Origin of the sequence: Streptomyces marianii, from assembly GCF_005795905.1 — a bacterium.
GTDB classification, from domain to species: domain Bacteria; phylum Actinomycetota; class Actinomycetes; order Streptomycetales; family Streptomycetaceae; genus Streptomyces; species Streptomyces marianii.
On record NZ_VAWE01000001.1, the window covers coordinates 339,647 to 362,040 of the forward strand.

General features: G+C 74.6%; 14 protein-coding genes and 3 pseudogenes. 10 read left to right on the plus strand and 7 right to left on the minus strand.

The window, feature by feature from the left end; genetic code table 11:
• The first annotated feature begins 488 nt into the window (after positions 1-488).
• Positions 489-1,070, plus strand: a complete 582-nt coding sequence (locus FEF34_RS01520) for a fasciclin domain-containing protein (protein ID WP_138051514.1) — start codon at positions 489-491, stop codon at positions 1,068-1,070.
• 392 nt (positions 1,071-1,462) lie between these two features.
• The gene (locus FEF34_RS01525) at positions 1,463-2,050 is read left to right on the plus strand and encodes a tellurite resistance TerB family protein (RefSeq protein ID WP_138051515.1); all 588 of its coding nucleotides are present in this window, start codon (positions 1,463-1,465) and stop codon (positions 2,048-2,050) included.
• A gap of 100 nt (positions 2,051-2,150) precedes the next feature.
• On the opposite strand, the gene FEF34_RS01530 is transcribed toward FEF34_RS01525, so the two are convergent.
• From FEF34_RS01530 to FEF34_RS43590, 5 genes and pseudogenes are all read right to left on the minus strand, one after another.
• Positions 2,151-2,351 carry a DUF4236 domain-containing protein gene (locus FEF34_RS01530; protein ID WP_138051516.1) on the minus strand — a complete coding sequence of 67 codons (201 nt, stop codon included), beginning with the start codon at positions 2,349-2,351 and terminating at the stop codon, positions 2,151-2,153.
• A gap of 436 nt (positions 2,352-2,787) precedes the next feature.
• The gene (locus tag FEF34_RS42390; RefSeq protein WP_234042210.1) at positions 2,788-3,201 is read right to left on the minus strand and encodes a hypothetical protein; all 414 of its coding nucleotides are present in this window, start codon (positions 3,199-3,201) and stop codon (positions 2,788-2,790) included.
• A gap of 139 nt (positions 3,202-3,340) precedes the next feature.
• Positions 3,341-3,484: pseudogene (locus FEF34_RS44095) on the minus strand (hypothetical protein); the annotation flags it as partial.
• 54 nt (positions 3,485-3,538) lie between these two features.
• A pseudogene (locus FEF34_RS43865) lies at positions 3,539-3,784 on the minus strand (hypothetical protein); the annotation flags it as partial.
• The gene (locus FEF34_RS43590) at positions 3,745-3,870 is read right to left on the minus strand and encodes a hypothetical protein (protein ID WP_267905172.1); all 126 of its coding nucleotides are present in this window, start codon (positions 3,868-3,870) and stop codon (positions 3,745-3,747) included. The pseudogene FEF34_RS43865 and the gene FEF34_RS43590, both read right to left, overlap by 40 nt.
• A 293-nt stretch (positions 3,871-4,163) precedes the next feature.
• Between FEF34_RS43590 and FEF34_RS01555 the strand changes: the two genes are divergently transcribed.
• Together FEF34_RS01555 and FEF34_RS01560 are read left to right on the plus strand one after the other, a co-directional pair.
• A complete protein-coding gene (locus tag FEF34_RS01555) occupies positions 4,164-4,844 on the plus strand; it encodes an adenosylcobinamide amidohydrolase (protein ID WP_138051517.1) in 681 nt (226 codons plus the stop codon).
• Between the two features lie 154 nt (positions 4,845-4,998).
• Entirely contained in the window at positions 4,999-5,178 is a 180-nt protein-coding gene (locus tag FEF34_RS01560) for a hypothetical protein (RefSeq protein WP_138051518.1), read from the plus strand.
• Between the two features lie 386 nt (positions 5,179-5,564).
• Here the strand turns inward: FEF34_RS01560 and FEF34_RS01565 are convergent, their stop codons facing one another.
• Positions 5,565-5,744, minus strand: coding sequence for a hypothetical protein (locus FEF34_RS01565; protein WP_138051519.1), 180 nt, complete (start codon positions 5,742-5,744; stop codon positions 5,565-5,567).
• 366 nt (positions 5,745-6,110) lie between these two features.
• A pseudogene (locus tag FEF34_RS42400) lies at positions 6,111-6,571 on the minus strand (VWA-like domain-containing protein); the annotation flags it as partial.
• Positions 6,572-7,176: 605 nt separating this feature from the next.
• On the opposite strand from FEF34_RS42400, the gene FEF34_RS01575 reads away from it, so the two are divergent.
• The 6 genes from FEF34_RS01575 to FEF34_RS01600 all read left to right on the plus strand — a co-directional run bounded on the left by FEF34_RS01575 (position 7,177) and on the right by FEF34_RS01600 (position 22,394).
• Entirely contained in the window at positions 7,177-7,680 is a 504-nt protein-coding gene (locus tag FEF34_RS01575; RefSeq protein WP_138051520.1) for an NUDIX domain-containing protein, read from the plus strand.
• Between the two features lie 150 nt (positions 7,681-7,830).
• Complete coding sequence (locus FEF34_RS01580) at positions 7,831-8,067, plus strand: chaplin (protein WP_138051521.1); 237 nt, start codon at positions 7,831-7,833, stop codon at positions 8,065-8,067.
• A 311-nt stretch (positions 8,068-8,378) separates the two neighbouring features.
• Positions 8,379-8,849, plus strand: a complete 471-nt coding sequence (locus tag FEF34_RS01585) for a GNAT family N-acetyltransferase (RefSeq protein ID WP_234042211.1) — start codon at positions 8,379-8,381, stop codon at positions 8,847-8,849.
• Positions 8,850-9,665: 816 nt separating this feature from the next.
• Positions 9,666-17,036, plus strand: a complete 7,371-nt coding sequence (locus tag FEF34_RS01590) for a type I polyketide synthase (protein WP_138057216.1) — start codon at positions 9,666-9,668, stop codon at positions 17,034-17,036.
• A gap of 1 nt (position 17,037) precedes the next feature.
• Positions 17,038-22,074, plus strand: coding sequence for a type I polyketide synthase (locus FEF34_RS01595; RefSeq protein ID WP_138051522.1), 5,037 nt, complete (start codon positions 17,038-17,040; stop codon positions 22,072-22,074).
• Positions 22,071-22,394, plus strand: a complete 324-nt coding sequence (locus FEF34_RS01600) for an acyl carrier protein (RefSeq protein WP_138051523.1) — start codon at positions 22,071-22,073, stop codon at positions 22,392-22,394. Before FEF34_RS01595 ends, FEF34_RS01600 begins: the two co-directional genes overlap by 4 nt.

A 22,394-nucleotide genomic window follows, 5' to 3' on the forward strand; every position in this document is an offset into this window, starting at 1 on the left:
GTGGTGGGGGAGGCACCGAGTGGCCCAGCCGGTGGCCGGCTGGTGGAAGCCGGTCAGATGCGTTCGGCGCCCGCGAGCAGCCGCCGCAGCTCGGTGACGGACAGCTCGATCACCGGGCTGCCGTCGGTGCCGGCGTCCACCCTCACCGGACGCTGTCGCCGAGGCGTTCCGCGAGCGGGAAGGGGTCGTGCCTGAAGGAGGCCCATCCGTTGCCGTCGAGTTTCCCGCACCGACGGCGGACGGCGAGGCGCAAGTCCCGAACGGAAGCGCACCCGGACCGGTGCGAGGGAACGCGGGGGTCCGCCGGCGGCAGCCGCCGGTCCCGCGAGGGGCCGGGAGGGCGCCGGCGAACGGGATCGGCGCCCGGTGCGGAGAAGACGCATCCCCCCGCCGGCATCCGGGGAGCGGGGTTCGGGCGAAGAGTGGGATGTGGCGGGCAGCCCGAGCAGCCCGCCGCCTCCCGGCTCGTCCCAGCAAAGGGGAAGCTCATGACCACCGATCGCCTCAGGGGCGCCGCCCTCGCCGCAGCCGGTGCGCTCCTCGTACCGCTTCCGCTCCTCGCGGCCGCACCCACAGCGCAGGCGGGTCCCGAGGTGGAGCCGTTCGGACCCGGTTGCGCCGCGCTGCCGACGAGTGGCGAGGGCAGCCCGGCCGAGATGGCGGACGACCCTGTCGCCACGGCCGCCTCGCACCAGCCGGAGCTGTCCACCCTCGTCAGCGCCGTTCAGAAGGCCGGGCTCGTCGAGACGTTGAACAACGCCGACGGGATCACGCTCTTCGCACCGACCGACGATGCCTTCGCCAAGATCCCCAAGGCTCGGCTCGACGCGGTACTCAACGACCAGCAGCAGTTGAAGAAGCTCCTGACGTACCACGTCGTCGGCACGGAGGTCACCGTGGACCGGTTGGCCGACGGCAGGTTCAAGACCCTCGAAGGGGCCGAACTGGCCACGTCCGGGTCCGGGGACTCTTTCAAGGTGAACGGCTCGGCGGCCATCCTCTGCGGCGACGTGCCCACGAGCAACGCCGTCGTCCACATCGTCGACCAGGTGCTCCAGCCACCGTCCTGAGGCGGCCCCGTCCCGCCGGGGAGCGCACCCGGGCCCCGGGGAGTCCGGGTGCGGAGGGGGCGCCGTGGCGGGCGGCCCGTCGTCGTGCGCGTCGCGGGTCAGGACGTCAGCGCTGCCCTGGCCCGTGCCTCCTTCACGGCGGCCTTGAGCCCGTCGACGGAGCCGCGACACGAGGGGCGCCGCTCCGGGACTTCCCGCGTCCCCGCGCCGCCTCGCCGGCACATCGCCAGACCGGTGACGGCCCGGCGCCACCCCCTGGGCGATCCTATTTTGCGTTTACTTTGCCATTGGGGAACCTCGACCCGTCCGACGGCGTTGACCGGGTACGGCACGCGCGGAAGCGCGTGCCGACGACCGGCAACAGACCGACAGCAGAAGCCGAGGTGGCACCAGTGGCGATGTGGGACCGGCTCAAGGAGCAGGCCAAGAACCTCCAGCAGTCCCAGAGCGCTCGGGGAAGTGGCGGGCAGGGGCAGGGGCACGGCCCCTTCGGGCAGGGACAGCACGGAGGTCACGGGCGGGGTTCGTCGTCCGGCGGTTCCAAGGCGCAGTTGATCGGGCTGTTCAAGTCCCAGCTCGCATCGGTGAAGACCGAGCTCAAGAGCGGCGCCTACCGGGACGCCAGCATGGCGATGTGCGCTCTGGTGGCCGCGGCCGACGGGCATGTCGACTCCGCGGAGCGGCAGCGCGTCGAGGAGATGATCGTCTCGAACGAGGTACTGCAGAACTTCCCCGCCGACCAGCTTCGCCAGCGGTTCAACCAGAACGTGGACCGGCTCATGGCCAACTTCGAGCTGGGCAAGGCGGAAGCGCTGAAGGAGATCGCCAAGGCGGCCAAGAAGCCGCAGGAGGCCCGCGCCGTCGTCCAGACCGGCATGGTCATCGCCGGTGCCGACGGGTACGTGGAGCCGTCCGAGCAGCAGGCGGTCCGTGAGGCCTGCGCCGCACTCGGCATCTCACCCGCGGAGTTCGGCGTCTGAGCGTCGCCGTGGTCGCCGGCCCTGCGCCGCACGGAACCGGCGGCCGCGGCGACCGCTGCTGCCGGTCGCCTCGGCAGCACTCTCGCGCACGCACCCGTGCTCAGTGGCGGCTGCGGCGCGTGGTGGTCTTGCGGTAGCCGAGGGGGCCCGGCAGGTCCATGGAGGTGGTGCGGCGGCCCGTCGAGGAGTACGTGCGCCTGGGGCCATCACCCTTGGCGAGGGTGATGGACACGGACTTGCGGTTGATGTTGAGGCGGACTCCCGGAAGTATGCGGAAACTCTTGCGGAACGTGACGGGCACGGTGCGCTCCTTTCGTAGGCCGTCCGTCTTCCCCGAGTTCCCGCCTTTACGCGACGTGGTGCCGTCGTGAGTTCTCGTGCCGATTCCGCACGGGCCCCGCCCGGCCGGCCGGGCAGCGTCATGGGCGAACACCGGGCGGCGCCGGACGCGGATGCCGTGGAAGACGGCCAGCGGTGGTGTCGGGCAGCGGGGCACGGCCAGGGACGTCGGGCGGCCCGGGGCGCCGGCACGCGGTGGCCTGTGGGGAGGTGGCGTCCGGCGAGCGGCGGCAGCGCCACAACGAAGACGTCAGGGCGAGGGCCGCGCCGGCGCCCCACCGCCCGGGGCCCTCGCCGCACTCGGCGAAGTGCCCGACCCGGTCTTCGCAGCGCGGACAGTCGGCTCGTGAAGCCGCAGCGGAGCCTTGTACCGGCGCAGGACCCGTCGAGCGCACACGTCACCGTGGCGGTCCCCCGTTCCCGTTGCCGGACCCGCTCCCAGGCACTGGCCTACCCCGGCGGCGGACCTTCCGCCAGACGCGCTCCTTTCCCACGCCCCGGGCCTGCGCCAGGTCCGGCCCTGTCCCGAGCTCCGGACGCGCCTCGTGCTCTGCGCCCTCACGGAGATCCGTACGACTCCTCGACCGCCCGCGCCGCAGTGCGCTGCGGCCGCAGCCGCGCAGCTGTGCCGGACAGACCTGCGGACGCCGGCCGCCGCCGGCGATGAGGGCGTTGACCGGCGACATGGGGTCGGCACCCAGGGACTTCGCGACCAGGATCCCCACCATCAGCGGGAGCAGGGCAGCGGCAAGGGCGGAGCCCGTGGTGGTGACCTGCTGCATACGGGGGCGGCGAGATGCGTCGGGGTTCATGACGCCAGTCCAGCAGCGGGCGGTCCCGGCGGACATCGGGCGGCGTACTCAGCCCGTACGTCCTCATGTACTCAGGCACGCACGCGTTCGCGGCACTCCCCTCCCCCCTGCAAGGCCACGGGTGGTGCGCTCGGCGGTCGGCTCCCGGATCGGCTCCGCGACCCGTCCGCCGGGCCTCACCACACGGCGTCGGGAAGACCTGCCGGTAGATGTGGTAGTTGATGGAGAAGTCCCAGGGGAAGCCGGTCCCGGTGAAGTAGGGCTCGTCCCAGGAGCCGAGTTCGGCCAGGGCGGCGCGGGGTCTGTCCACGTGGTTCAGCACGAAGTCGCCGACCACCGCGCCGAACGTCCCCTCGTCGAACGTCCCCTCGTCGAAGGGCAGCACGGCGAGGCGGACACCGGCAGTTGGCTCGGCGCCACGGGCGAGTTCGAGCATGCCGGGCTCCGCGTCCACGGCGGCGACCGACGCGGCCCGGGGCGGCCTTCGGCGGCCGCCGTGCCCGGCACCGTGCCCACGTCCAGCGTCCTTACACCAGGCCCGACTTAGGCCACGTCCAGCAGTCGTGTTGCCGAGTGGGCGCACGGTTTCGCGAAGCCGGCGGCGTACGCGGCGGCCCGGTCCGCCCAGATCAGCCGCTCACTCTCGTCGAAGCCCGTCACGACCGGCACCGGCGGCTCCACGAACCCAGACGAAGACAAAGAAGACCAGGACCGAACCCAGGCCCTGCCCCACGGCCGCGGACCGGCCGCGCGGGCGTGACGGCAGCGCGCCGACCGCCCGGACGGACCGGGCGAACGGTTGCGGCCGGATGCCGTGGGCGGCCGTATGACCAGCCCTGCGGCCAGGGGCACACCCCGTGGTGGGAGCGGCGAGCCGGGCCCGTCGACCGCCCCGCGCGGTCGGGCCGCCGTCGGCACCGCGTACGATCGGCCGGTCGCCCGCCCACAGGAAGCCCCGCTCGTTGACCGCCCTCGTGCCACCGCCCCGAACCGCCGTAGGCCTGCTGCCCGTCGGGCTCCGCGTCCGCGTCGAGGACGGCGGGGAACTGCCCGCCTTGCTGTGGGGCGCAGGTCCGGGGTGGCGCATGATCAGCAACGCGGTGCTCGGCGGGGGCGTCGGCGAACGCGCCTGGGTCCTCAACGCCCAGGTCGCCCACGGCTATCGGCGCCAGGACCCGGACCGCCATCTCGCCCAGCCGGCGGGTGGCTTCGGGATGCGGGGGCCGGGCGTCGGGCTGATGACGGCGGCCGACGTCTCGCGCAACGGCCGTGCGTGCGACGGGAATGTCGAGGCCGTCGCGACGGTGGGCGTCGCGGTACGCGGCTGGGCCGCCGCAGCGGACGAGGGCGGCGTCGCGCTCGCGGCGCCGGGCACGATCAACATCGTCGCGGCGCTCCCGGTGGCCCTCACCGACGCCGCCTTGGTCAACGCGGTGGCCACGGCCACCGAGGCGAAGGTCCAAGCACTGATCGAGGCGGGGTACGACTGCTCGGGCACACCCACCGACGCCGTGTGCGTCGCCGCGCGCGTCCCCTGTCCCGGCGAGGAGGTCCATTCCTTCGCCGGCCCACGTTCCCTGTGGGGTGCCCGTCTGGCCCGCGCCGTCCACCGGGCGGTGGGGGCCGGGACGCCCGCACCGTAGCGACGTGTGCAGGCGGATTGGGCGAACCGCCCGGAGCAGCGCCTCGTGGCTGCGAAACCGTATGCCGTCCGCCTCCGGCCGGGCCTGTCCCCTTCAGCTGGAAGGATGGTGCCGACCACAACGCGGGGAAGTCGGAAGGAAAAGGGGGACGCATATGGCCGTGCTGCTTCTGTGCGGAGTCGTCGCACTCGTCGTGGGAGGGTGCGCCTGTGTGGTGTGGGCGGCGCGGGGCGGCCCGCGCTGGGCGCGGATCGTGGCGGCCGGGACTCTGGCGGCGGCCGAGTTGGTGAGCCGCTCGGGACGGACGCGCGCAGCCGGGGACTCCGACGACTGAGGAGTCGTGTCGTCCGGGCGGCCGCGTCAGCCGTTGCGCCTGGCCAGGCTGTGGACGAGGACGAGCAACGCCACCGCCATGACGGTCACATGCATCCAGGCGGGGGCGGTCGAGGCGTCCGCAGCGGCCGTCACGATCGAGGTCATCCTGGCCTCCAGGTGGTGAGGCCCGGGGAGCGGTGTGCTCCCCGGAACGGGAACGGGGCGCCGGATCCGCCGTGATCACGGCGGGGTGCGGCGCCGATGTCGGTGGGCTGCCCCGCCCTCGGGGCGGGCGCCTTTCGGGTCACGTCCCGCGGGTACCCGCCGACTGCCGGGTGACGCCCTCGCACGGTACGCGGGCGGTCCGGGGAGTGCGCCTGCGGACGCGGTCAAGGGCCGGTGCCGTCAGCGGCGACGCGTCCGGCCGGACCGCCAGCCGGCGCCGACCCCGGCGACGTGCAGTGCGAGCAGCGCGAGACCGAGCAGCATGACGTTCCCCGAGGTGAAGGCCTGATTGGTGGCGATGTCCGCCGCGCTGATCAGATAGGCGATGAAGAACAATACGGCCGCGGCTGTACCGAGCATGGTGTGGGCTCCCTCGTTCCGTGGGGTGGTGGAGCCCGTATGCCCCCGTTTCCCGGTCCCAGACCCGGGTCACCGGAGCACGCCACGGCGACGGAGCGGTCGTACCGGTGCGTCGCACGGGAACGGGCGTCGCCCGGTGAGGTACGGGACCGCGTCCGGCAGATGCCCGGGTCCGGCCGGGCCGCGGCGGTACGGACCCTGCGCCGGGTCGGGCCGGGCTGTGGGGTGCGTGTACTCGACGCGGGACTTCCGGCGTGTCCCGGTTTCCGGACCGGCCGCGCGGGAAACCCGCACCATCGCTCCTGGGAGAACCGGGTGGCCCCGCTCCGGTCCCGGTGCTGGGATGGCGCGATGCATGAGGCAACAGCGGCACGGTGGTCGTGTGCAGGGCCAGGGGGACTGCCCGTCGGTCAGGGCGGCGATGACGTCCGGCCGGGGGCGCGCACGGAGCGCCCTGGCGAAGCCCGTGCGGAGATCCGTGCCGCCCTCGCCGACGAGAGGGATGCCCTCGGCACCGCGCAGCGGGTCCACGGCCCGGGCCGCCGCGTCGCACGGCACCACGCCGCCCGGGTCGCGACGGCCGCCGACGGCCCGGGCGATCCCGACGACCTCCGGGAGCGCGCTGCCCCGTTCGGTGCCGCTGACCGATCCGGAGGTGTCGACGACCACGCAGACGCGCGGCGGGGTGCGCCGAAGGCCGGGCAGACGGGCAGAACGGCGCCGGGCACTCCGGCCGGGCGACGCGACGGCCTTCCGTAGGTGTAGTTCCACGGCCCGGACCAGAAGCGCCCACGCGGCGTCCCAGCGGGAGCGCTCCGGGCGCTTGCGGACCGCCGCGCCGACTCCGTCGAGCGCGGCCTGACGCGGGTCCCCCGGCTCCGGAAGGACGGCACCCGCGGGGTCGCCGCGTGGGCGCCCACTCCGGCTCCCGGCAGCGGGGGCGTCCCGGAGCCGCGAGCCACGCGCTCGGCGTTTCGGCCATCCGGCACCACTGCGGTGTCCCCTGTGCGGCATGGGTGGTGGCACCCCTGCTCACCGCTGCCCGGCCGGGCACCGCTGCCACTACGTCCGAAACCGGCCGTCCGAACGGCCGCTCCCCGTCGTTGATCCCGTCGGGCGCCGGTCCCAAGGCGGTTCCAGGGACGACTCGCCGGCCCCGTACGGTTCGGGTCCCGTACCGTACGGCGGTCCCGAACACGGCGCACGACAGCTCGAATCGACGCGGAAACCCGCCGCAGCCCCGCACCTCCACACCGCGAGAAAGGCCGAACGTGACCACACTGCGCGCCGAAGACGACCCCGGCGGGAACGCCGATCCGCAGCCTCCGGCACCCCACCCGGCGGCGTCCCGGGGTGCGGGCGACGGACCGACCGGCGGTCCGGCGCACGCCACGGCAGCCCGGTTTCCTGCACGGTGCGGCGGGAGGACGTCGTGAGTGCGACGTGGCTGCCGCCGGAGCAGTACGCCGAGACGCTGATGAAGGCGACCGCCTTCGCTTGCCTGTTCTTCACCGACGAGGAGGACCGGCCGGTGCAGTTGAGGGCGGTGTACTCGCAGGCGCATCCCTGGCAGTGGCCGGGCGGGACGATGGATCCGGGTGAGCGACCGTGGGAGACGGCGGTACGGGAGTGCCGGGAGGAGACCGGCATGGTCGTCGAGGGGCCCACGCGGCTCCTGGCCGCCGTGTACGGCCTGCCGGGCGCGGAGTGGCCGTACAGCACGGTGGGGTTCGTCTTCGACGGCGGCCGGCTCACGGCGGACCGGATCGCGGGCATCACCCTGGACCCGGCCGAGCACGACGCCGTGCGCGTCCTCTCGCCGAGGGAGTGGCGGGCGTACATGCCGGAGCGGGACTTCGCACGGCTGCGCGCCGTGCTGGAGGCGCGCCGAACGGGCGTGACGGCGTACTTCGACGCCTGGGACTGGGACGACTGAGCCGATCACACAGCGGTTCGAAGCCAATCGAACAACCAGCGAGAGGGAGGGTGGCGACACGCCCCCGGGCCGCCGAATGCCGGGGGACGGCCCCACCGGTCCGGTGTGATCGTGGCCGACTCGTTTCGTCGAGACCCTCTAGGAGAGATCATGCGCATGCGCATCGCGTCCACCGTGGCTGCCCTCGCCGTTGCCGGCGTCGTCGCCGGCGCCGGCAGCGCTGTGGCGGACAGTGGGGCGGAGGGCGTCGCCGCGGGCAGCCCGGGTGTGCTGTCGGGCAACGTCATCCAGGTCCCGCTCCACGTGCCGCTGAACCTCTGCGGCAACTCGCTCGGTGTCATCAGCCTGCTCAACCCGACCGCCGGCAACGCCTGCATCAACGGCTGAGCGCACCCCGCCGCACCGGGAACCAGGTGCGGCCCGGGCCCCGGGACGGCCGGCCCGCCGGCAGTCGTCGGGACCCGCACGGGCCGGACCCTCGTACCGAGGGTCCGGCCCCTCGCGCTTTCCGGAAGCCGCCTCGGGGGCGGTCACGGCCCGGCGTGCCAGTCCCGCTCGGGCTCGCCTGCGTCGCATACGCTGCGGAAACGTCCGCCCCGGCCTCCTCGGCGCCGGACACGCACGGGCGAACGCCGCCCGACGGCGGCACCGGACGCGGCCCGGAGATCGGAGCCGCCGGAAGCGGAAAGGGGTGCGCCATGCGGTCCCCAGGTGTGCATCTGCGGGAGATCACCGACGACAACCGGGAAGCCGTTCGCGCCCTCCGCGTACGGCGCAACCAGAAGCAGTTCGTCGCCTCGGTGTCCAAGTCGCTGAAGGAGGCGGCGAAGACGCCCGAGGCCAATCCCTGGTACCGCGCCGTGTACCGGGACGAGGATCCGGTGGGCTTCGTGATGCTGGCGTGGAAACCGCCCACCGGCCCTTACCAGGGGCGGCACTTCCTCTGGCGCCTCCTCGTCGACAAGCGGTACCAGAAGCGGGGCATCGGCCGGGAGGCCCTGGCACAGATCGCCGACCTGGTCCGTGCGGACGGCGCCACCGAACTGCTGACCAGCTACGAGCCCGGCGAAGGCGAACCGTGGCCCTTCTACCGGAAGTTCGGCTTCGAGCCCACCGGGGAGATCGACGACGGCGAGATCGTCCTGCGGCTCGTCTTTCCCGCTCGCTGAGCCCGCGCGGCACAGCACCCCGACGGCTGCCCCCGGGCCCGCACGGCTGCCGCGTGCGCCGCGGACCGGCCGCCTCCCGGGCCCGCACACCCCGTGATGCCGGATCCAGGGCGACCCGGACTCACTGCCGCGGTTGTCCCGCCGGGCACCGCTCCGTCGGACGCGGCGTGTCCCCGCAGCCCTCGCAGGCGCACCGGGCACGGGCAGGGCGGTCCGTCCCGGTTTCCGGCCGGACGGGCGCCTGCTCCCCGTGCCGGTCCGTCGTCGCAATTCGGCCGGACGCATTCCTTCCGGAAATGGGGGATCACGGCGCCCGGCGGTCAACGCGAGGACGCACCGCCAGGTGAACTCACGGAAAGCGCTCGCCCTGTTCACGGTGCGCCCGGTCGCCGGGCGGCCACAATCAGCCAATGTTGACTTGTGAACCGCCGGAAAATCCCGACGATCATGTTGACACTGCATGAGCGACGCGTCAGTATGGCGGGCCGCCCCGCCGGAATCCCCCACCTCTTCCCCCTGCGCCTTCAACTCCTCCCCCTTCTCGAAATTCCGTGGCGTCCTTGGGTTGCCGACCTTCCGGGCCTGCTGCCCCATTTCGCCCTGCCCGCGTTTTCCACCCCTCCTCGCGACTGCACCGATGGGCCGATCAGCACCATTGACCGATGGTTGACCCTTGAGTAACTTGCCGCTATCTTCAAGCCGCTGCGCGAATGACCCGAATTGATTTTCGCGGGCATTGCGAGACCCTGCATGCCCCGCGTCACCGATAGACCGAAATTTAACCTCCGGGCAACACCAAAGCCTTTTCGGGGAATGATGAATTCGGTAGAGCACCACGTGGACCTGGTCATCGGAATCACCCCCTTCGGTGAACCGGACGCCCGTCTCGCCGCCGGGGTGAGCCGCGCCGGCGGACTCGGGGTGCTCGACCTGGGTTCGGGGGACCGGAGAGCGAGAGAGGCCCTGGCGGCACTGCGCCGATGGCCCCCCGGACGCTGGGGCGTACGGATCGGCCCGCGCTGCGAACCGCGCCCAGATGACCTCCTCGGAGACTGCGGATCCCCCGGTGGGCCGGACACGGTGGTGCTCGCGCCCGACTCCGCCTGGGACCTGTCCGCGCTCCCCCGTGACCCCCGGCTCCGAGTGCTCGTGGAGGTCACCGGGCTGAAGGCAGCACGCCGGGCCGTGGAGTCGGGGGCCGACGGGCTGATCGTCCGCGGCAGCGAGTGCGGAGGCCCCGTCGGGGAGCTCAGCACCTTCGTGCTTCTCCAGCAGCTGCTCGCGGCGGAGCCGGGAGTCCCGGTGTGGGCCTGCGGAGGAATCGCGCCGCGGACCGCCGCCGCCGCCGTCGTGGGCGGCGCCGCCGGGGTGGTGCTCGACACCCAGCTCGCGCTGCTGGCCGAGTCGCAGCTGCCCGGGCCGGTCGCGGCCGTGCTGCGTACCTGCGACGGCACGGAGACCGCGGTGTCCGGCGGCCACCGTACGCTTCGCCGGCGGGGACCCGCGGCCCGGTCCTCCGCAGACGACACTTCTCCCGTACACCGCCTGCCGGTCGGACAGGACGCCTTTCTGGCCGCCCGGTTCGCCGAGCGGTGGGGCGACACCGGCCGCGCGGTCCGGGCGGTGCTCGGTGCCGTACGGTGCGCCGTACGGGACGGCGAACGCGAGGCCGCCGCAAGGGCGCTGGGGACGGACTCGGCGATGAGCCGGGCCCTGGGAACCCGGCTGCCGGTCGCCCAGGGCCCCATGACCCGGGTGAGCGACGGGGCCGCGTTCGCCGCCGCCGTCGCCGACGACGGGGCCCTTCCCTTCATCGCCCTCGCGCTCGCCGGGGCGGACCGGTCCCGGACGATGCTGGAAGAGGCACGGCGAGCCCTGGACGGCAGACCGTGGGGGGTCGGGATCCTGGGCTTCGCCCCCGAGGAGACGAGGAGCGCACAACTGGCGGCGGTCCGGGCGGCGGGACCCACCCACGCGATCGTGGCCGGCGGCCGGCCCTCGCAGGCACGTGTGCTGGAGGAGGCCGGGATCAGGACGTTCCTCCACGTCCCCTCACCGGGTCTGCTGCGGCAGTTCCTGGACGCCGGGGCCCGCCGGTTCGTCTTCGAGGGCGCCGAGTGCGGCGGCCACGTCGGTCCCCGGAACAGCTTCCCGCTCTGGGAGGCCCAGATGGCGGTGTTGGAGGACTTCCTCGACGGTCTCGCCCGGCAGTCGGACGAGGCCAGGGCACGGGCCGCCGCCGAACAGATCGAGGTGTTCCTCGCGGGCGGCATCCACGACGAGCGCTCCGCCGCGATGGCCGCCGCGCTCGCCGCGCCGCTGACGGCGCGCGGCTGCGCCGTGGGCACTCTCATGGGCACGGCATATCTCTTCACCGAGGAAGCGGTCGCACACGGTGCGGTCCGGCCGCTGTTCCAGCGCCGGGTGCTCGCGGCGGAGCGCACGGCGCTGCTGGAGACGGCGCCCGGTCACGCCACGCGCTGTGTGCCGAGCCCGTTCAGCGATGACTTCGGCACGCTGGCCGCCGGCATGCGCGAGGAGGGACTGGCCGAGCGGGAGGTCTGGGAACGGCTGGAGCGGCTGAACGTCGGGAGGCTGCGGATCGCCGCCAAGGGCGTGGAACGCGCCGGCGGCGGAGCCCTCGGGCCCGTCGACGAGGAACGCCAGCTGGCGGAGGGCATGTTCATGGCCGGCGAAGTGGCGGTGCTGCGCACGGCCACGACCACCGTCGCCCGGCTGCACTCCGCCGTGACCGACGGCGCGGCGCGCCTGCTCACCGAACGGGCCACCGGCCCGGCGGCCCGCCCCGGACCCGGCCAGGACAGCGCAGCGACGGGCGAACCGGAGCCGCCGCAGCCGCTGGACGTGGCGGTGGTCGGCATGGCCTGCATGTTCCCCGGTGCTCCCGATCTGGCCTCCTTCTGGGCCAACGTCCTCGACGGGGTCGACTCGGTGGGCGAAGTCCCCCGTGACCGGTGGGATCCCGGTGTGCACGGCGTCGAGGCGGGCGGTACGGTCACCTCACGCTGGGGCGGGTTCCTGCCGCCGGTTCCCTTCGACGCCCTGCGTTACGGCATTCCTCCCGCCTCCCTGGGCAGCATCGAGCCCGTGCAGCTCCTGGCCCTCGAGGCCGCACGGCGGGCGCTGGACGACGCGGGGCTCGGCGACGGCGGCCGGGCGTTCGACCGGACGCGGACCGGCGTGGTGTTCGGTGCCGAACCGGGCAGCGACCTCTCGAACGCGACGACGCTGCGCGCGGTACTCCCGTCGTACTTCGGCGAGGTGCCGAAAGGACTGGAGGAGCAGCTTCCGCCGCTGACCGAGGACTCCTTCCCCGGAATGCTCGCGAACGTGGTCTCCGGGCGGATCGCGAACCGGCTCGACCTGGGCGGTCCGAACTTCACCGTCGACGCGGCCTGCGCCTCCTCCCTCGCGGCGATGGACGTCGCCTGCAAGGAACTGGTCGCGGGCACCAGCGACATCATGCTGTGCGGAGGCGCCGATCTGCACAACGGCGTCAACGACTACGTGCTGTTCTCCTCGGTGCACGCCCTCTCCCCCACCGGCCGCTGCCGGGCCTTCGACGGCTCGGCCGACGGGATCGCACTCGGCGAGGGCGTGGCGTGCGTGGTGCTGAAGCGGCTGGCCGACGCCGAGCGGGACGGCGACCGCATCTACGGTGTCGTCAAGGGCATCGGCAGTTCCAGCGACGGCAGGTCCCTCGGGCTGACCGCGCCGCGCCCGGAGGGCCAGCGCAGGGCACTGGAACGTGCGCACCGCAACGCCGGTACGTCGCCTGCGGACGTGGGACTGGTGGAGGCGCACGGCACGGGCACGGTCGTCGGCGACAGGACCGAACTCGGCGTCCTCACGGAGGTGTTCGGGGCCGCCGGTGCGAACCCGGGCGGCTGTGTCCTCGGCTCGGTCAAGTCGCAGATCGGGCACACCAAGTGCGCCGCCGGCCTGGCCGGGCTGATCAAGGCCGTGATGGCCCTGCACACCGGCGTCCGGCCGCCCACCCTGCATCTGGAACAGCCCAACGCGGCCTGGCACGAGGACCGCAGCCCGTTCGTCTTCCACCGCGAGGCACTGCCGTGGGGCGCACCGGCCGAGCGGCGCGTGGCGGGCCTGAGCGCGTTCGGCTTCGGAGGCACCAACTTCCATGTGGTGCTGGGCGCGCACGGCGGGGGGCCGCCGCCCTCGCACGGGCGTGACGCGTGGCCCGCCGAGCTGTTCCTGTTCCGCGGGACGGACCCGGCGGCCGCGCGGAGGGCCGCGGAGGACCTGCTGGAAACGGCGTCACCGGCTGCGGAAGGGGCGAGTGGGTGGCGACTGCGGGACCTGGCGCTCGCCGCCTCGCGGCGCACCGCGACGGACCGGGGTCCGGTGCGGATCGCCGTCGTCGCGAAGGATCCCGACGAACTGTGCCTGCGGCTTCGCCGAGCCCTCGACGGCGGGCACGATCCGGGCGCGGGGGTCCACCTCGCCGGCGACGAGGCGGCGGCGGGCGCCCCGGACACCGCCGGCGCGCCCCGGGGCGGGGGCAGCGGCGGCAAGGTCGCCTTCCTGTTCCCCGGGCAGGGCAGCCAGCGGACGGGCATGTTCGCCGGCCTCTTCACGGCCTTCCCCGAACTGCAGCACCTCCTCGCGCTCGACCGCGGCACGGCCACCGCGCTGCATCCCCCGGCCGCCTTCACGGACGCCGCGCGTGGGCGCGCCACCGCCGCACTCACCGACACCCGGGCCGCCCAGCCCGCGCTCGGCATGGTGAACCTCGCCGCCCACGCGCTGCTGACGCGGGCCGGGGTCGTGCCCGACATGGCGGCGGGCCACAGCTACGGCGAACTGGTCGCCCTCAGCGCCGCCGGCGCCCTCGACCCGGAGACACTGCTGACGCTGAGCTCCGAGCGCGCGGCTGCGATCCTCGCGACCGCCGGGGACGATCCCGGGGCCATGGCGGCGGTGCGGGCGTCCGCGGCGGACGTCCAGCGGGTCCTGGGTGCGCCGAGGGCCGACGGCGGTCACCACGACACCGAAAGCGGCGACAGCCGCGACAGCGAGAGCAACGGCGACCGCGCGGCGGGCGGGCTCCTGGGCGCCGGGCTCGTCGTGGCCAACCACAACACACCGCGGCAGACGGTGATCTCCGGTCCCACCGCCGCGGTGGAGGCCGCGCTGGGGCTGCTGCGCGAAGCAGGTCTCGGCGCGAAGCGCCTGCCGGTGGCGTGCGCGTTCCACAGCCCGCTGGTCGCGGAAGCCGGTGAGCGATTCGCGCGCGTGCTGGCCGAGCACCCCGTGAGGCCACCGGAGTTCCGGGTGTGGTCGAACCGTACCGCCCGGCCCTACGGCGACCGCCCCGAGGAAATCCGTGCGGAGCTGGCCGCGCAGATCGGTGCGCCGGTCCGTTTCGCCGAGCAGATCGAGGCGATGTACGAGGCGGGCGCGCGGGTCTTCGTCGAGTGCGGCCCGGGCCGGGTGCTGACCGGGCTGGTGGCCGAGGTCCTCGGTGACCGGCCGCACCGCACCGTCGCGTGCGCGCCACAGCCGGGAAGCGGACTGCCCGAACTCCTCGACGCCCTGGCCCGGCTCGCGGTGGCCGGGGTGCCGGTGACCACGGACTGGATGTTCAGGGGCCGTGACGCGGTGGACCCGGGCCGGGCCGAAGGCGGCCGGAAGCCCGGCTGGACGGTCGACGGGCATCTCGTCCGCACCTCGTCCGGCGAACTCCTGCCCGGTGCGCTGGCACCGGCCCGACGTGTCGTGGAGACGACTGTGACGGACCATCACGGGGACCGGACGCCCGAGGGCGGCGCGACCGGCCAGGACGCGCTGATAGCCGAATTCCTGCGAACGAGCAGGGAGATGGTGGCGGCCCAGCGCGACGTCCTGCTGACGTACTTCGGGGGGCGGGCGCCAGGTGACCCCCTGCCCGCACCGGACGGCCCTCCACTCGCTCCCGCATTGCAGACGGGACGCGCGGAGGCGTGGGAGCCGGAGCCCGTCGGCACGCCCCCGGAAGCCGGAGCCGCCGCAACCGGACCCGGCCACCTCGCGGGGCAGGAGCGGACGGGCGCCCCCGGAGGCGGCGTTGATCCGGCCGGGCCGCCCTCCGGTGACGACGTCCTGCGCCTGATCGTGGACATCATCAGTGAGCGCACGGGCTATCCGGCCGACATGGTCGAGCCGGGACTCGACCTGGAAGCGGATCTGAGCATCGACTCGATCAAGCGGACCGAGATCGTCGGCGAACTGGCCGGACAGCTGATCCGGGCCGGAGCGGCGCCCGCCGACGCCGGCTCGCTGGACGACGCCGCGATGGAGGAGCTCTCCCGGGCCAGAACCGCCGAGGCCCTGGCCGCCGGGATCTGCGCCCTGCTGCCCGGGGCCGGAGCCGAACCGGACGGCGGTCCGGCGGCTTCCGCCACCGGACCGGGAACGCCGGCCGCCCCGGCCCCGGTCCCGGTCCCGGTCCCGGAGCGGAACGGCAACGGCAACGGCAACGGCAACGGCAACGGCAACGGCAACGGCAACGGCCCGTACCGGGTTGCGGCCACCGGCACCGGAAGGGGCTCTGAGGCGGCGATGTCAGCGGCACCGACGACGCAGATCTCACGGTTCCCTTCCGGTGACGGCGGCGGCGCGGCACCCGGAGCGGACACCCCTCTCGTCGCCGCACCCAAACGCCTGGAACTGCGCAAGGTGCCGCTGAACCGCAATCCGGGTGCCGCGACGCCCGCGGCTCTGCGGGGGCGGAGGTTCGTGCTGCTGGGCGACGGGGACGGTGAGCTCGCGGGCACGGCACGGGCCCTCGCCGCGGCACTGGAACGGCACGGTGCCGTGTCCGCCGTCCTCGACGCCGAACAACCGCTGCCGCCGCAGAACGGCCACGGGCCGCTCGACGGAGTCGTCCTGCTCGACCCGCTGGCCGCCTCCGGGCCGCCGGTCCTGCCCTCGGCCTTCCCGGTCGTCAAGGCGGCGCTGGCCTGCCGCCCCGCACGGCTACTCGCCGTACGGCTCACCGAGGAGGGCCTGGTGACGGAGCGTTCGGCCGGGCTGCGCGGGCTCTTCCGCACCATCGCCCGGGAGTGCCCGGACACCGGTCCCACCGTGATCGACCTCGATCCGGGCGGCGGGGCGCGCATGCCGCGGACGCCGGAGGGCGTCGCGGCCGCGGTGGTCGAGGAGCTGTCCGCGGCCGGCGGGGCACCGGCCGTGGTACGCGACGCGGACGGCGTGCACACGTGGGAGCCCGTCGAGGCGCCCTTCGGGATGACGGCGGCGACCGGTGCGGGACCCGCCGGGGACGGGGCCGCGGAGGCCGCGGCGCTCGGGCTCGACCAGGACTCGGTCGTCCTGCTGACCGGAGGGGCCCGGGGCATCACGGCGGCGTTCGCCGTCGCACTCGCCCGGGCTTCCCGCTGCCGTGTCGAACTGCTCGGCAGGACGCCCGCCCCCGCCGGGCCGGAGGATCCGGAGACGGCGGCGGCCGGCGACAGGGCGGCGCTGCGCCGTGTGCTCGCGGTGCGGGGCGGGTACTCCTCCCCCGCCGAGATCGACCGGACGGCCGAACTGATCCTCGCCCAGCGGGAGATGGCCGCCACCCTGACCGCGCTCGAGGCCGCCGGGAGCCGGGTCCGCTACCGCAGCGTCGACTGCCGCGACTCCGCCGCCGTGCTGCAGGCGGTGAAGGAGATCCATGCCGACCACGGGCGTCTCGACGGAGTCGTCCACGCCGCGGGAGTCATCGACGACAGGCTCATCGCGGAGAAGTCCCCGGAGTCCTTCGAGCGGGTGTACGGCACCAAGGTCGCGGGGGCCGTCTCGCTGCTCTCGGCACTCGGCGAACTGCCCGACGAGGGACCGCGGTTCGTCGTGCTGTTCGGCAGTGTCTCCGCGGTGTTCGGCAACCGCGGCCAGGCGGACTACGCAGCGGCCAACGACGCCCTGGAGGCCCTGGGCGAGCAGTGGAGGGCCCGCACCGGTCAGCGCGTGCTGACGGTCCACTGGGGGCCCTGGGCTCCCGGCGGACTCCACACCGGAATGGTCGGCCCCGAGCTCGCCCGCGAGTACGCCCGGCGCGGGATCGCCCTGATCGACCCCGAAGAGGGACCACTGGCGCTGCTGCGGGAACTCGCCTGGGGCGACCCGGCGGCCGGGGCGGTCGTCCACACCGCCTCGGAGTGGTGACATGACCGGTGCGGGGTCGAGGGCCGGCACGGACCGGACCGGCGCCGGCGGGCGGGCCGGGGGCCATGCCGTTCCCGTCGCCATCACGGGAATGGCCGTACTGCTGCCGGGCGCCCGGGACCTGACGGCGTACTGGCGCAATCTCACCGCCGGGTTCGACGCCGTCGGTGACGTGCCGGAGGGCCGCTGGGACGCCGCGTACTACCGGCCAGCGGCGGCGGACGGGCCGGCCGCGGCGGACCAGGTGTACTGCCGGCGCGGCGGCTTCGTGGACGCGCTGGCGGACGTGGACGTGACCCGTTTCGGCATCATGCCGAGTTCGGTGCCGGGGGCGGAGCCCGACCAGCTGATCGCGCTCCAGGTGGCGGCGTCCGCGATCGCGGACGCCGGCGGCGAGGACCGGCTGCCCGCCCGGGAACGGGTCGGCGTCGTGCTGGGCCGGGGCGGCTATCTGACACCGGGGCTGGTCCGCCTCGACCAGCGGGTGCGCACCGCGGCCCAGTTGGTGCGCACGCTCGGGGAGTTGCTGCCGCATCTCGGCGCCGGCCAGCTGGCCCGGGTACGGGAGGCGTTCACCGAACAGCTGGGGCCCGACCGGCCGGAGAACGCCATCGGCCTCGTCCCCAATCTGGCGGCCTCACGGCTGGCCAACCGGCTCGACCTGCGCGGTCCCGCCTACACCGTGGACGCCGCGTGCGCCTCCTCGCTCGTCGCCGTGGACCAGGCGGTGGGAGAGCTGGCGTCCGGCCGGTGCGACCTGATGCTGGCCGGAGGCGTGCACCACTGCCACGACATCACCCTGTGGAGCGTCTTCTCCCAGCTCCGCGCCCTGTCCCCGAGCCAGCGCATCCGCCCCTTCCACCGGGACGCGGACGGCATCCTCATCGGCGAGGGCACGGGCGTGGTCGTGCTGAAGCGGCTGGCGGACGCCGTACGGGACGGAGACCGGATCTACGCGGTCGTCCGGGGGACGGCGGTCGGCAGCGACGGGCGTACGGCCGGACTGGCCAGCCCCGATCCCGGCGGGCAGATCCGCGCCGTGCGACGGGCGTGGGAGGCGGCCGGGCTGGACCCCGCCGAGCCGGGGGCGATCGGACTGCTGGAGGCGCACGGCACGGCCACTCCCGCCGGGGACGCGGCCGAACTGCGCACGCTGGCCGAGGTCTTCGGGCCTCCGGACGAGGGCGGCGGCGGGCGGACCGCGGTGATCGGGTCGGTGAAGTCGATGATCGGCCACGCGATGCCCGCCGCGGGGGTCGCCGGCCTGGTCAAGGCGGCTCTCGCCGTGCACCACGCGGTACTGCTGCCGACCCTGCACTGCGACGATCCCCATCCCGCGCTCGCCGGGACCCGTTTCCGTCCACTGGCCGGGGCGGCGCCCTGGGAGCCCGGCCCCGGAGGGACGCCGCGCCGGGCGGCGGTGAACGCCTTCGGGTTCGGCGGGGTGAACGCCCATGTCGTCCTCGAACAGGCGCCGGAGGTCCCGGCGTTCACGGCCCCGCCGGAACCGCGGGCCGCCGGTCTCCCGGCAACCGCCGGCGTGGGGCGGGACGGCACCGGCCGGGCGGCCGCGGCCACCACCGTGATCGAACGGGAGCGTGTGCTGCTGCTCACCGCCGGGACGCCGGAAGCCCTCGCGGCCGCGCTGGACACCGACGACTCGACGCTGCTGGCCTCGGGGCCCGCCGCCCCGGCGAACCCGGGAGGGGGGCCGGCCCGCCTCGGCATCGTCGATCCGACACCGAAACGGCTGGCGCTCGCCCGCCGGGTCACCGCCAAGGGCCGGGCGTGGCACGGCCGCGGCGATGTGTGGTTCTCCCCGTACCCGCTGCTCGGCGGCGAGCGGCCGGGCAGGATCGCCTTCGTCTTCCCCGGACTGGAAAGCGAGTTCGAGCCGCGCGTCGACGACGTCGCCGCCCGGTTCGGGCCGGCGCGGCCGGCGCCGGCCGGCGGTGGGACGGCGGCCCGCGTCGGGGACATCGGCCGGCACGGGCTGGGCGTGGTGGCGGTGGGCAGGCTCCTGGACACCGCCCTGCGCCGGATGGGCGTGGTGCCGGAGGCGGTGGCCGGGCACAGCATCGGCGAGTGGACGGCGATGGCGGTCGCGGGTCTGTACTCCGAGCGCGCCGTGGACGACTTCATGGCCTCGCTCGACCCCGACTCGGTGGCGGTGCCGGACCTCGCCTTCGCCGCCGTGGGGGCGTCCGCGGATCGGGTACGGGCGGAACTGGCAGCCCTCGGTCTGCCGGTCACCCTGTCCCACGACAACGCGCCGAGCCAGTCGATGGTGTGCGGACCGCCGGACGCCGTGGAGGAGTTCGTCCGCGCCCTCCGCGCAGAAGGCGTGCTGTGCAGGGTGCTGCCGTTCCGTTCGGGATTCCACACCCCCATGCTGGAGCCGTCCCTGGGCCCGTTCCGCGCCGCGGCCGAACGCTTCGCGCTGCACACGCCCACCGTCCCGGTCTGGTCCGGCACGACGGCGGCCCCGTTCCCCCGTGACGAGGCCGCCGTGCGGGAACTGTTCGTCCGCCATCTGCTGGAGCCGGTGCGCTTCCGCCAGTTGACCGAGTCGCTGTACGCGGCGGGGTTCCGGGCCTTCGTCCAGGTCGGTACGGGAGCGCTCGGGTCGCTCATCGGCGACACGCTGTCGGGGCGGGAGCATCTCGTCGTCGCCGCCAACACTCCGCACCGTCCTGGCCTTTCGCAGCTGCGACGCGTGGCCGTGGCGCTGTGGGCGGAGGGCGCGGCGGTCGACCCGGACGTGGTCGACCGCCGTGGCACCGCTCCGGCCGGGGCGCCGGGACGCCCGGCCTTCCCGTCGCGTGCCGATGCCGACGCCACGACGTCCCGGCCCGCCTCCCCTGCGGCCGGGGGCGGCGGCGTCACTCCTCGGCGTCCGGTGCGTCTCGACCTGAGCGGCGGACTGGTCTCCCTGGATCCGGGGACGCTCGCCGCGCTGCGGCTGTCGCTGCCGACCGGACGGGAGGGCTCCGCGGCCGGCCCGGTCACCTCGACGGCCGCGGCGTCCGGGTACACCCCGCGCGGCCCGGCGGGTGCGGGTACGGCGGGTGCCGGTGCGACAGGCACCGGGACGACGCGCGAAGGCGCCGCGGAACACGCCAGGGCCGACGGCTCGGCGGGGAGTTCCGTGGCCCGCGGTGGCATGCACCGGCCCGGGGAGCCCGTCCCCGGGGCCGGAGACCCGGCACGGTTCCCGGCTCTCGCGGAGCTCGACGCGCTGATGCGGGAGACGGCGGCCACCGCAGCCGAGCTCATCGAGGCCGCCGGCCGCCGGCCCTCACCGGCGCGCCGTCGGGGCGGCACACCGCACGTCCCTGCCGCCGTCCCGGCCCGCCGCACGCCTCCAGCGGCCCGCCCGGCCGTGCCCCGCACGGGTACCACCCCAGGCGCAACGCCTTCCGCCCGCTCGGAGTACACGGTCCGGGTGGGCACCGACGCGATGCCGTACCTGCTCGACCACTGCTTCTTCCGGCAACGGGCGGACTGGCCCGAAGTGGCCGACCGCTGGCCCGTCGTGCCGGCCACGACGATCGTCGACCATGTGATGGAGGCGGCCGAGCGCTGCGCCCCCGGTATGCGCGCCGTCGCCGTGCACGACGCCCGGTTCGACCGGTGGCTGACCGCCGCCGAGCCGGCGGACGTGAAGGTCACCACGGCCCCCGCGGGCCCCGGGCGGGTGGCGGTGTCGTTCGGGCCGCACGCACGCGCCGTGGTCGAGATCGCCGCGAACCATCCCGCGCCGCCGCCTGCCTGGGATCCGGCGGCGTTCCGGGACGAACGCGCTCCCGTCCACTCCGCGGCCCAGTTGTACGACGAGCGCTGGATGTTCCACGGCCCCGCGTACCAGGGGGTCACGGCGCTTCGGGGTATCGGCGAGCGGCACGTCCGCGCGGTGCTGACCACGCCGCCGGCGCCGGGTGCGCTGCTGGACAACGTGGGGCAGGTCCTCGGCTACTGGATCATGGCGACCGCCGCCGAACGGACGGTCGTGTTCCCCGTCCGGATGCGGCACATGCGGTTCTTCGGCCCGGCCCCGCGGCCCGGCAGCGAGGTGGAGTGCCTGGTCCGCATCACCTCGCTCACCCCCGACCTCCTGGAGGCGGACGCCCTGCTCACATCCGGCGGCCGGGTCTGGGCGGAGCTCGGCGGCTGGCAGGACCGCCGGTTCGACAACGATCCGCACACGCGCCCGGTCGAGCGCTTTCCCGAGCGCCACACGCTGTCGACGGCCCGCCCCGCCGGCTGGGCCCTGGTCCACGAGCGCTGGCCGGACCTCGCGTCACGCGACCTGATCATGCGCAACATGCTCGGCGGCGCCGAACGCGCCCGGTACGAAGGGCACCCGCCGCGCGGCCGCCGGCAGTGGCTGCTGGGCCGCATCGCCGCCAAGGACGCCGTGCGGCAGTGGCTGTGGCAGCGGGGCGAGGGACCGGTCTTCCCCGCGGAACTCCGCGTCGACAACGACGACCGGGGACGGCCCCGGGTGACCGGGACCCACGGGCGGACGCTCCCGCCACTGGCCGTCTCCCTCGCCCACCGGGCCGAGGCGGCGGTGGCGATCGTGCGCCCCTACCCGCCGGTCCCGGGCGGCGGTGCGGTGACCGGACCCGGTATCGACATCGAGGAGATCGCCGAGCCGTCCGGGGCGACGCTGACCGCCGCACTCGCTCCGGCCGAACGCGAACTGCTGGCGGTCCGCAGCGCCGGTACGGGGACGGCGGCAGGAGCCCGCGAAGCGCTGTGGTTCACCCGCTTCTGGGCGGCGAAGGAGGCCGCGGCGAAGGCGGAGGGAACCGGTTTCGGCGGCCGCCCCAAGGACTTCGCCGTGGTGGCGGCGTCCGGGGACCGGCTGACGGTCGAGGTGCGCGGCGCCGGGCGCACCCCGGTCCGCGTGTACCGGGTCCGGTGCGAAGAGGTGGCCAATCCGCCGGGTCTTCCCCCGCGCTCGTACGTCGTGGCGTGGACCGAAGGACCGGAACGGGACGGGGACAGGCACGAGGAGGAGGACAGCACGTGACCACGACTCAGGCGATCGGTCCGTCAGGGGCGGACGAGGACGCGATACTCGCCGACATCACGGCCATGATCGCGCTCGTCCTCGAGGACGACGGTCTCGACGGCACCGAGGTCGGGATGGAGACCCGGTTCAGCAGGGACCTGGAGTTCGAGAGCATCGACCTGGTGACCCTGGCCGGTCATCTGGAGGCCCGGTACGGGCGTGACGTCAACTTCGCCGAGTTCGTGGCCTCGATGGAGCTCGACGACATCATCGAGCTCACCGTCGGCCGGCTCGTCGAACACGTGGCGAGCTGCCTGAAGAGCGCGGGAGCGGCCTGA

Coding starts and splice junctions, on each gene's coding strand:
- FEF34_RS01520 (WP_138051514.1), top strand. CDS start 489: ATGACCACCGATCGCCTCAGGGGCGCCGCCCTCGCCGCAGCCGGTGCG.
- FEF34_RS42390 (WP_234042210.1), bottom strand. CDS start 3,201: ATGAACCCCGACGCATCTCGCCGCCCCCGTATGCAGCAGGTCACCACC.
- FEF34_RS01560 (WP_138051518.1), top strand. CDS start 4,999: ATGGCCGTGCTGCTTCTGTGCGGAGTCGTCGCACTCGTCGTGGGAGGG.
- FEF34_RS01565 (WP_138051519.1), bottom strand. CDS start 5,744: ATGCTCGGTACAGCCGCGGCCGTATTGTTCTTCATCGCCTATCTGATC.
- FEF34_RS01580 (WP_138051521.1), top strand. CDS start 7,831: ATGCGCATGCGCATCGCGTCCACCGTGGCTGCCCTCGCCGTTGCCGGC.
- FEF34_RS01585 (WP_234042211.1), top strand. CDS start 8,379: ATGCGGTCCCCAGGTGTGCATCTGCGGGAGATCACCGACGACAACCGG.
- FEF34_RS01590 (WP_138057216.1), top strand. CDS start 9,666: ATGAATTCGGTAGAGCACCACGTGGACCTGGTCATCGGAATCACCCCC.
- FEF34_RS01595 (WP_138051522.1), top strand. CDS start 17,038: ATGACCGGTGCGGGGTCGAGGGCCGGCACGGACCGGACCGGCGCCGGC.